The sequence below is a fragment of the Cupriavidus sp. 05L310 genome (genome assembly GCF_056398185.1).
On sequence record NZ_JBFTOX010000070.1, the window covers coordinates 45123 to 53581 of the forward strand.

The following is an 8459-nucleotide window of genomic DNA, read 5'->3' on the forward strand; positions in this document are numbered from 1 at the left end:
ATATATCGGCCGGGCGCCCTACAGCGAGCCGCCGCCACAGATCACGATCTGCTGGCCGGTGATGGCCCCGGCATCCGGGCCGAGCAGGAAGCTCACCATCCCGGCCACTTCGCCGGGCTGGATAAAGCGCCCGATGGGCGGGGTGCGCGGCGGCGTGCCCTTGCGGCCGGGATCGTTAAGCATGGGGGTCTCGGTGGCGCCCGGCGCCACCACATTGACCGTGATGCCGCGCGGCGCCAGTTCCGCCGCCCATGAGCGCGCCATGCCCACCAGCGCGGCCTTGGTCGCTGCGTACTGGCTGCGCCCCGGCGCGCCCGCCGCCGTGCGGCTGCCGATCAGCACGATGCGGGCGCCATCCGGCAATGTCGGCACCAGCGCGTTAGCCAGCACGGCGGCGGCTTCCACATGGATGCGCCACATGCCCTCCCCGTCCCCGGCCTTCAGTTCGCCGAGAACCGCCGTGCGCATATAACCGGCGGCATGGACGATGGCGTCGACACGCGGCAGGGCGGCCACGGCGGCGGCGAGTTTCACCGCGTCCGTCAGGTCTACCTCGATCGCGCTGAAGCGCTCGGCGCTCTCCGCCGGCGCGCGGTCAAGACCGGTCACCCGCCAGCCCGCGGACAGCAAGCGCCGGGCGATGGCGGCGCCGATGCCGGAACTGGCGCCCGTGACAAGAGCATGCCTTGCGAGTGGCGCGTCGGCTTGCATGGATTGGCTCATCGAAGCCCCTTTGACATGCAGTTGCTGGCGGCCCGGCCTCGCGCGCTGGTTGCGCGGCGCGAGGCCGGACCCGTTCAGGATCAGGCTGCGGCCTTCTGGGTGATGCCGGCCTGTTCCAGCGCGGCCTTGATGGCGGCCAGTTCCGCGGCCGACGGGGCATGGGTCGGCGGGCGCACGGTGCCATCGCTCAGGATGCCGGCCAGCGCCATGGCGGCCTTCATGCGGCCGTGCGCTTCGCCCGTGGGTTCACCGGCGCCATACACCGCGTCCTTGAGCGGATTGATCAGGGCCTGCACGCGCATCGCTTCATGCAGGTCGCCAGCCTTGACCGCCTTGAGCAGATCGTTGATCAGGCCGGGAATCAGCGAGGCAAAGCCGACCAGCGCGCCGTCGAGACCCTGCACCAGCGACGCCAGCAGGTATTCGTCATGGCAGGTCATCAGCACCTTGGTGGGATCGGCGGCGCGGATTTCCTTGATATCGCGCGCGTACTTGTTCATCTCGCGCTCGCCCATCTTGAAGGCCTTCACATAAGGCAGCTTTGCCAGTTCGGCGAGCAGTTCGGACGAGTAGGAGCCGCGCGTCCAGGCGGGGTAGATATGCACCACCAGGGGCAGCCCGCTGGCCTTGCCGATGGCGTTGAAGTAATCGAGGCAGTGTTCCGGCTTGAAGCCAAAGCGCAGCCAGTGATGCGGCGGCATGATATCGAGTCCGGCGGCCCCGGCTTCCCTGGCCCAGCCCGCCTGCTCCACGGCATCGTTGATGCCTTCGCAGACCACCGACGAGATCACCGGGCAAATGCCCTTGGTGGCGTCGGCGGTGATGCGGGTCACTTCGGCGCGCTCGCGCGGGGTCAGCGAGAAGACTTCACCGGTATGGCCATTGGTCATCAGGGCGGTCACGCCCTCCTGCCCGCCCAGCCACCTGGAGAAGCGGCGCAGCTCCGGTTCGTTGATGCTGTAGTCCGCATTGAAGGGGACTGCAATGGCGGGAATGATGCCGCGGAAATTGATATCAGACACGTTCGTCTCCTGGTAAGGCTTGCGCTATCTGCGCAATACGGTGGTGGTCAGGGTGGGAGGAATGAATCCTCCGGAGGGTTGCAACGCACGGGCCAGTTCGGTGGCCGCATGCACTACCGCCGGGGCCGTGGTCGATTCGAAATCTTCAAGCGAGGTGTTCATCGCCGGCGCCGCCACGCTCAGGCCCGCAACCGGCACGCCGTCGACATCCAGCACCGGGGCGGCGACCACGTAGAGGCCCGATACAGTCTCCTGGTCCGACAGCGCATAACCCTTGGCGCGCACGGTCTTCAGGCGTTCAAGAATGGTGCCGAGATCGGTCAGCGTGTGGTCGGTCAGCTTTTGCCGCGGCTGGGCATCCAGCACGCGGGCCTGCATGTCCTCGGGCAGCCAGGCCAGGATGGCGTAACCAACAGCGGTGGAATAAGCCGGCACCCGGCTGCCGATGCGGATATCCACGCCGAGCCGCGTCAGGCCCGCCTGGATACGCTCGGCGTACAACACATCCGGGCCATCCAGCACGCCGATGGAAGCGGCTTCGTTGATCTCCCCCACCAGCGCGCGCAGGATCGGCCTTGCCCGCGTGCGCAGGTCGGAATGGGCGATGGCGTCGAAGCCAAGGTCCAGCACCTTCAGCGACAGCCTGAACAAGCGCGTGTCCGGCACGCGCTGCACATAACCGATATCCACCAGCGTGTTGAGGAAGCGGAAGGCGGTCGCGTTGTCCAGCCCGGAGCGCCGCGCCACTTCCGCCATGGTGAGTTCGGGCTCCTGGGCCGAGAACGCTTCGAGAATGCGGAAGCCCTTCGCCAGCGACTGCACCGTGTTCTTGGATGCGTCGCCCGCGCTGCTTGCTTTCGATGCGGAACGGACAGGGTTCTCGGTAGCCATTTCAATCTCCACGGTTAGTTCAGGTGCGAACCCGGCTTGAGTTCGGATTCCGAATTTTAATTCGCTGAACTGACAGAGGAAAGCCCTCGCTCATGACTGGTGGATGAACGCCGGCATCGCGGCCGGCCCTTTGGAATTCGGATTGCGAATTTTTATTCGCAACTTAAATCTGAAACAAGGCGCCGCATCACGGCACCTCTTGTTCCTGTCCGGGTCTTGGGGACCCTTGTTGTTTATTCGGATTGCGAACTTGTATTCGCTATATGAAATAGTTTAGACCTCGCTTCCGTGCATGAGCAAGCCCGATTTTCCTAGGGTTTTCACCAGGAACAGATCTTGGAGGTAAGACAGGTCAGGCTGCAAGCTACCGGACGTTACCCCACATTGCCGCACTCCCCTCAATCGCCCCAACCACTGCAATAGGATTACACTGAAAACGAGACAACCCTCCGGAGTGGCATGATGGACGGCATTGACCCTCAACGCACCTTCCGTGGTCTTCCCCTGACCCCGGAACAGGATGCGGAAGTCAGGCACTACATCAAGAAGCAAAAACAACGTAGTGCGCCATGGGATACACCTGAGCTGGCCGCGATGCTCGCGGATATGCTGCGGCCGCCGAGCAACGAGGACGAGGACTTCGAGCCCGACGACGGTGAAGGGAAAGCGGCCGCCGAGCGCGCGGCGGGTGCGGTCGACGACGAGATGGATCCGATCGAGGCCGGCGAGGAGCGGATCGCGGCCATGGAAGCCGAGGCGATGAAAGGCCCCAAACACTGAATCGCAGTTGGAGCATGCGCATCGTGGCTCGTGGCCGGGACGCGCACCGGAAGAAGACAGCCCCCAGTGCAACCACTGGAACACAAGAACAAAGGGCATGCCATGGCGACCGTCGCGACATTCGAAATCGGGTACACGCAGTTTCTCGACCCACAAGGTGAGCCGACCCAGGCGCTACCGGCCTTTGCGCTCGATCCCGAGGCGCTGGTGCCGCTGTACCGGGCCATGGTGCTGACGCGCCAGTTCGACCTGAAGGCCATTGCACTGCAGCGCACCGGCCAGATCGGTACGTTTGCCTCCGCGCTGGGCCAGGAGGCAGTCGGCGTCGGCGTGGCCAGCGCGATGCGGCCGGAGGACGTGCTGGTGCCGTCCTACCGCGATCATGCCGCGCAGTTCCAGCGCGGCGTCTCGATGACCGAGAGCCTGCTGTACTGGGGCGGCGACGAGCGCGGCAATTTCTTTGCGGCGGCGCCGCATGACTTCCCCAACTGCGTGCCCATCGCCAACCAGGTCTGCCATGCCGCTGGCATCGCCTATGCCATGAAGCTGCGCGCGGAGCCGCGCGCAGCGGTCTGCCTGCTCGGCGACGGCGGCACCTCGAAAGGCGATTTCTACGAAGGCATGAATATGGCCGGTGCCTGGCACGCGCCGCTGGTGCTGGTGGTCAACAATAACCAGTGGGCCATCTCCATGCCCCGCAGCCAGCAGACCGCCGCGCAAACGCTGGCGCAAAAGGCCATCGCGGCCGGCATCCCCGGCCTGCAGGTGGATGGCAACGACGTCGTCGCAGTGCGCCAGATGACACTGGAAGCGCTCGAACGGGCGCGCGCCGGCGGCGGGGCCACGCTGATCGAGGCGATCACCTACCGGCTCGGCGACCACACCACGGCGGACGATGCCTCGCGTTACCGCGACAGCGATCAGGTCAGGCAGCACTGGCTGCTCGAACCGGTTGCCAGGCTGCGCAACTACCTGTTGCGGCTGGGCGCCTGGGACGCGGCGCGCGAAGAGCAGCTAGCCAAGGCTTGCGCGGGCGAGGTTGCCGCCGCGGTGGAGGCCTACCTGGCGATCCCCCCGCCGGACACGGCAGCAATGTTCGATTACCTCTATGCCAGCCTGCCCGAAGCGCTGGATACGCAAGTGGACACGGCGCGGCGCTTCGCACCGAACGCGCCGGCAAGCGAGAGCGATCATGGCTGAAATCCATCTTGTCGAAGCCGTCAACCATGCGCTGGCCTATGAACTGGAGCACAACCCGCGCGTGGTGCTCCTGGGCGAGGACATCGGCGTCAACGGGGGCGTGTTCCGCGCGACGGCCGGGCTGCAGGCGCGCTTCGGCGCGCAGCGCGTAATCGACACGCCGCTGGCCGAGTCCGCCATCGCCGGCGCCGCCGTCGGCATGGCGGCGATGGGCCTGGCGCCGGTGGCGGAGATCCAGTTCACCGGCTTTATCTACCCCGCCATCGACCACATCATCAACCACGCGGGCCGCCTGCGCCACCGCACGCGCGGCAGGCTGAGCTGCCCGATGGTGCTGCGTTCGCCTTTCGGGGCTGGCATCCACGCGCCGGAGCATCACTCGGAGAGTCCCGAGGCGATGTTCGCGCATATGCCGGGCCTGCGGGTGGTGATCCCGTCATCGCCGGCGCGTGCCTACGGCCTGCTGCTGGCGGCCATGCGCGACCCCGACCCGGTGGTGTTCCTCGAACCGACCCGGCTCTACCGGCTGTTCCGCCAGGAGGTGCAGGACAACGGCGAGGCGCTGCCGCTCGATGTCTGCTTCACGCTGCGCGACGGCGACGACATCACGCTGGTGAGCTGGGGCGCGATGCTGCAGGAGACGCAGGCCGCCGCCGACCTGCTGCTGGACGAAGGCATCTCCGCCGCCGTCATCGACGTCGCCACGCTCAAGCCGCTCGACATGGGCACCATCCTGGAGTCGGTCGGCAAAACGGGCCGCTGCGTCATCGTCCACGAAGCGCCGCGCAGCGCCGGCTTTGGCGCCGAGATCGCGGCGAACCTGGCCGACGCCGGGCTGTATTCGCTGTCCGCGCCGGTGCAGCGCGTCACCGGCTACGACACGGTAGTGCCGATGGCCAGGCTCGAATACCAGTACCTGCCCAGCGTGGCGCGGATTGCCGACGCGGCGCGCAGGGCCATGGCCGCCTGAAGTCGTTCCTGGGAGCTTCGATGAAAATCTTCAAGTTGCCCGACCTGGGCGAAGGCCTGCAGGAAGCCGAGATCACCGAGTGGCACGTCAAGCCCGGCGACACGGTGGCGGCCGACCAGCCGCTGGTGTCGGTCGAGACCGCCAAGGCCATCGTCGAGATTCCCTCGCCCTACGCCGGACAGGTCGCCAGGCTGTTTGCCGCGGCCGGCGAGATCGTGTATCTCGGCGCGCCGCTGGCCGGCTTCGAAGGCGCGGGCGAGCCGGAGGATGCGGGCGCGGTGGTGGGCGACGTCAAGGTGGGCACGCAGGTGGTCGCGGAAGCGCCCGCCGCCCTGGGCCGCGGCGGCGGCGCGGTGCGGGCAGTGCCCGCCGTGCGCGCCCTGGCGCGGCAACTCGACGTGGACCTGGCGATGGTCACCCCTTCCGGCGCGGATGGCGTCATCACCGCCGCCGACGTGCGGCGCGTGGCCGCGACGCTGGCGGACCTGGGGCCGCCGGAAGTCTTGCGCGGCGTGCGGCGCGCGATGGCGCAGAACATGGCGCGCGCGCAAAGCGAGGTCGCGGCGGCGACCGTGATCGACGATGCCGACATCCACGCCTGGGCGCCCGGCACCGACACCACGATCCGGCTGGTGCGCGCGCTGGTCGCCGGATGCCGCGCCGAACCCGGCCTCAATGCCTGGTACGAAAGCCAGACCGGCCGCCGCCATGTCCCGAAGCGGATCGACGTAGGCATCGCGGTAGACCTGCCCGAAGGCCTGTTCGTGCCGGTGCTGCGCGACACCGGCAACCGCGACGCGGCCGACCTGCGGCGCGGCCTGGACCGCATGCGCGCGGACGTGCGCGCGCGCAAGATCGCGCCCGAGGAAATGCGCGGCAACACCATCACGCTGTCCAACTTCGGCATGATCGCCGGCAAGTACGCGGCGCCCATCGTGGTGCCGCCAACGGTGGCCATTCTTGGCGCCGGCCGCATCCACGACGCGGTGGTGGCATCCGGCGGCGTGCCTGCGGTGCACCGCATCCTGCCGCTCAGCCTTACCTTCGATCACCGGGTGGTCACGGGCGGCGAAGCCGCGCGCTTCCTGGCCGCGGTGATTGCCGACCTGGCCTTGCCGGTATAGGCCAGAACACATCTTGCAGGCCGAGGCCCGGCAGCTTGCCGGCCTGGCCGCGGAGCGACCATGTCCGATGCTTCTTTCATCCATGCTCACGCAGCCCATGACGACTGGCGAGAGGCGCTGGCCCAGTGCCGGACGCAACTTGACGCGCAACTGGCGGCCCGCCAGGCAGCGCCGGGCGGCGGCGCCGCGCTCACGCTCGGGTGGTGTTACCTCAGCGACTATTACGCGCCGTCGGCCGAGGACATACTCACCGCGCTGCGGGAACACTGGCCAGGCGTGGCCTGGGTAGGTACGGCCGGCGTGGGCGTCTGCGCGGGCGGCGTCGAGTACATCGACGAGCCCGCCATGGTGCTGATGGCGGCCTCGTTGCCGCCCACCGCGTTCAGGCTGTTCTCCGGGCTGCAGCCGCTGCCCCCCGCCTCCTCCGCCTTCGTGCCCCATACCGCGCTGGTGCATGCCGAAGGCAGCACGCCGGATGTCCAGGACCTGCTGCACGAACTGAGCGAGCGCACCGCCACCGGCTACCTGTTTGGCGGCCTGTCATCGGCGCGCAACCGCACCCTGCACATCGCCGACGGTGTCTTCTCCGGCGGGTTGTCGGGTGTGCTGTTCGACGCCGGGATCGGCCTGATCTCGCGGGTGACGCAGGGCTGCAAGCCGATCGGGCCGGTGCGTATCGTCACCCGTGCCGCGCATAACCTGCTGTTCGAACTGGACGGCGAACCCGCGCTCGACTGCGTCCTGAAAGACCTGGGGCTGGGCGGCGATGTGCCGGAGGAAACCTTGTCCAGCGTACTGTCCGCCACGCTGGTGGGCCTGAGCACCGGGGGCGACGATGCACCCAGCGTGCCCGGCAGGTTCGGCGTGGAAACGCTGGTGCGGCATGTGCTCGGCGTGGACATGCAGCATGGGGTGCTGGCGCTGGCGGATGTGGTGGAGGACGGAATGCGGCTGGCGTTCTGCACGCGCAATCCCGCCGCGGCGCGGGCGGATCTGGTGCGCGTGGCTACCGAGATACGGGCTGAACTGGAGAGCGGCGCGGCTGGCCATGCCCTGGGGGCGCTGTATATCAGTTGCTCGGGGAGGGGCGGGCCGCATTTTGGGGCGCCGGGGGCGGAGTTGAAGATGGTGCGGGAGGCGTTGGGGGATTTGCCCTTGGCGGGGTTTTTTGCCGGGGGGGAGATTGCTCGGGATCGGCTTTATGGATATACGGGGGTGTTGACGGTTTTTACTGGGCGGTGAGGGGGCGTTGGGGGTTTTGTGGGGCAGCTTTTGAGGCTTTGGGCTACCGGTTATGTGGGTGGGCGGTATTTTGGCGCTTCTAGCTGCTGGCGCGGCTGTACGGGGTTGGCCGTTTACGCACACGGAGGTGTTACTTTTCTTTACTCGTAAAGAAAAGTAACCAAAAGAAAGCGATCCTTGCAGGAGGCTGGCTTGTCGGGCTTGCGCAGCCCATTGGTTTCGTCGTCAGGCCCCGGGTTCTAATAGCCTCATGCCGTTACCGGTTTGAATGACCACGATCCTGCCAATGGCGCTGGTTCCGTAGTGAGGCCCCCGGTAGCGGCTCCCTGCCCATTCGCCCATCTGCCGGTACCGGCACGGAGCATCACGATCTATCACGCCGTGATGGTTTCGTGGTGGGGTGGGCGCGGTGAAGAAGGTCCTGGTCCTAGCAATCCGGTGCCACCGCGCCCACGACGGAAACGGGGCGCTTGCAACTTCGTGGCCGTCCGCGCCGCGAGCGACAGA

Annotated in this window: 8 protein-coding genes; 5 read left to right on the forward strand and 3 right to left on the reverse strand. The window is 67.2% G+C overall.

From position 1 onward, the window contains the following. Positions 1-18: 18 nt before the first annotated feature. From AC1DS6_RS36260 to AC1DS6_RS36270, 3 genes are all read right to left on the reverse strand, one after another. Positions 19-723: an SDR family NAD(P)-dependent oxidoreductase gene (locus tag AC1DS6_RS36260; RefSeq protein WP_441633167.1), complete on the reverse strand. Its 705-nt coding sequence runs from the start codon at positions 721-723 to the stop codon at positions 19-21. Between the two features lie 80 nt (positions 724-803). Beyond that, complete coding sequence (locus AC1DS6_RS36265; protein ID WP_276290958.1) at positions 804-1745, reverse strand: dihydrodipicolinate synthase family protein; 942 nt, start codon at positions 1743-1745, stop codon at positions 804-806. Between the two features lie 24 nt (positions 1746-1769). Continuing rightward, positions 1770-2636, reverse strand: a complete 867-nt coding sequence (locus tag AC1DS6_RS36270) for an IclR family transcriptional regulator (RefSeq protein WP_051648864.1) — start codon at positions 2634-2636, stop codon at positions 1770-1772. 462 nt (positions 2637-3098) lie between these two features. On the opposite strand from AC1DS6_RS36270, the gene AC1DS6_RS36275 reads away from it, so the two are divergent. From AC1DS6_RS36275 to AC1DS6_RS36295, 5 genes are all read left to right on the forward strand, one after another. Continuing rightward, positions 3099-3416, forward strand: a complete 318-nt coding sequence (locus tag AC1DS6_RS36275; RefSeq protein WP_441633183.1) for a hypothetical protein — start codon at positions 3099-3101, stop codon at positions 3414-3416. A gap of 102 nt (positions 3417-3518) precedes the next feature. Continuing rightward, entirely contained in the window at positions 3519-4616 is a 1098-nt protein-coding gene (gene pdhA / locus AC1DS6_RS36280; protein ID WP_477104312.1) for a pyruvate dehydrogenase (acetyl-transferring) E1 component subunit alpha, read from the forward strand. Continuing rightward, complete coding sequence (locus AC1DS6_RS36285; RefSeq protein WP_477104307.1) at positions 4609-5586, forward strand: alpha-ketoacid dehydrogenase subunit beta; 978 nt, start codon at positions 4609-4611, stop codon at positions 5584-5586. Before pdhA ends, AC1DS6_RS36285 begins: the two co-directional genes overlap by 8 nt. 20 nt (positions 5587-5606) lie before the next feature. Further along, entirely contained in the window at positions 5607-6710 is a 1104-nt protein-coding gene (locus AC1DS6_RS36290) for a dihydrolipoamide acetyltransferase family protein (RefSeq protein ID WP_477104308.1), read from the forward strand. 60 nt (positions 6711-6770) lie between these two features. Beyond that, positions 6771-7952, forward strand: coding sequence for an FIST signal transduction protein (locus AC1DS6_RS36295; RefSeq protein ID WP_441633175.1), 1182 nt, complete (start codon positions 6771-6773; stop codon positions 7950-7952). Positions 7953-8459: the final 507 nt, after the last annotated feature.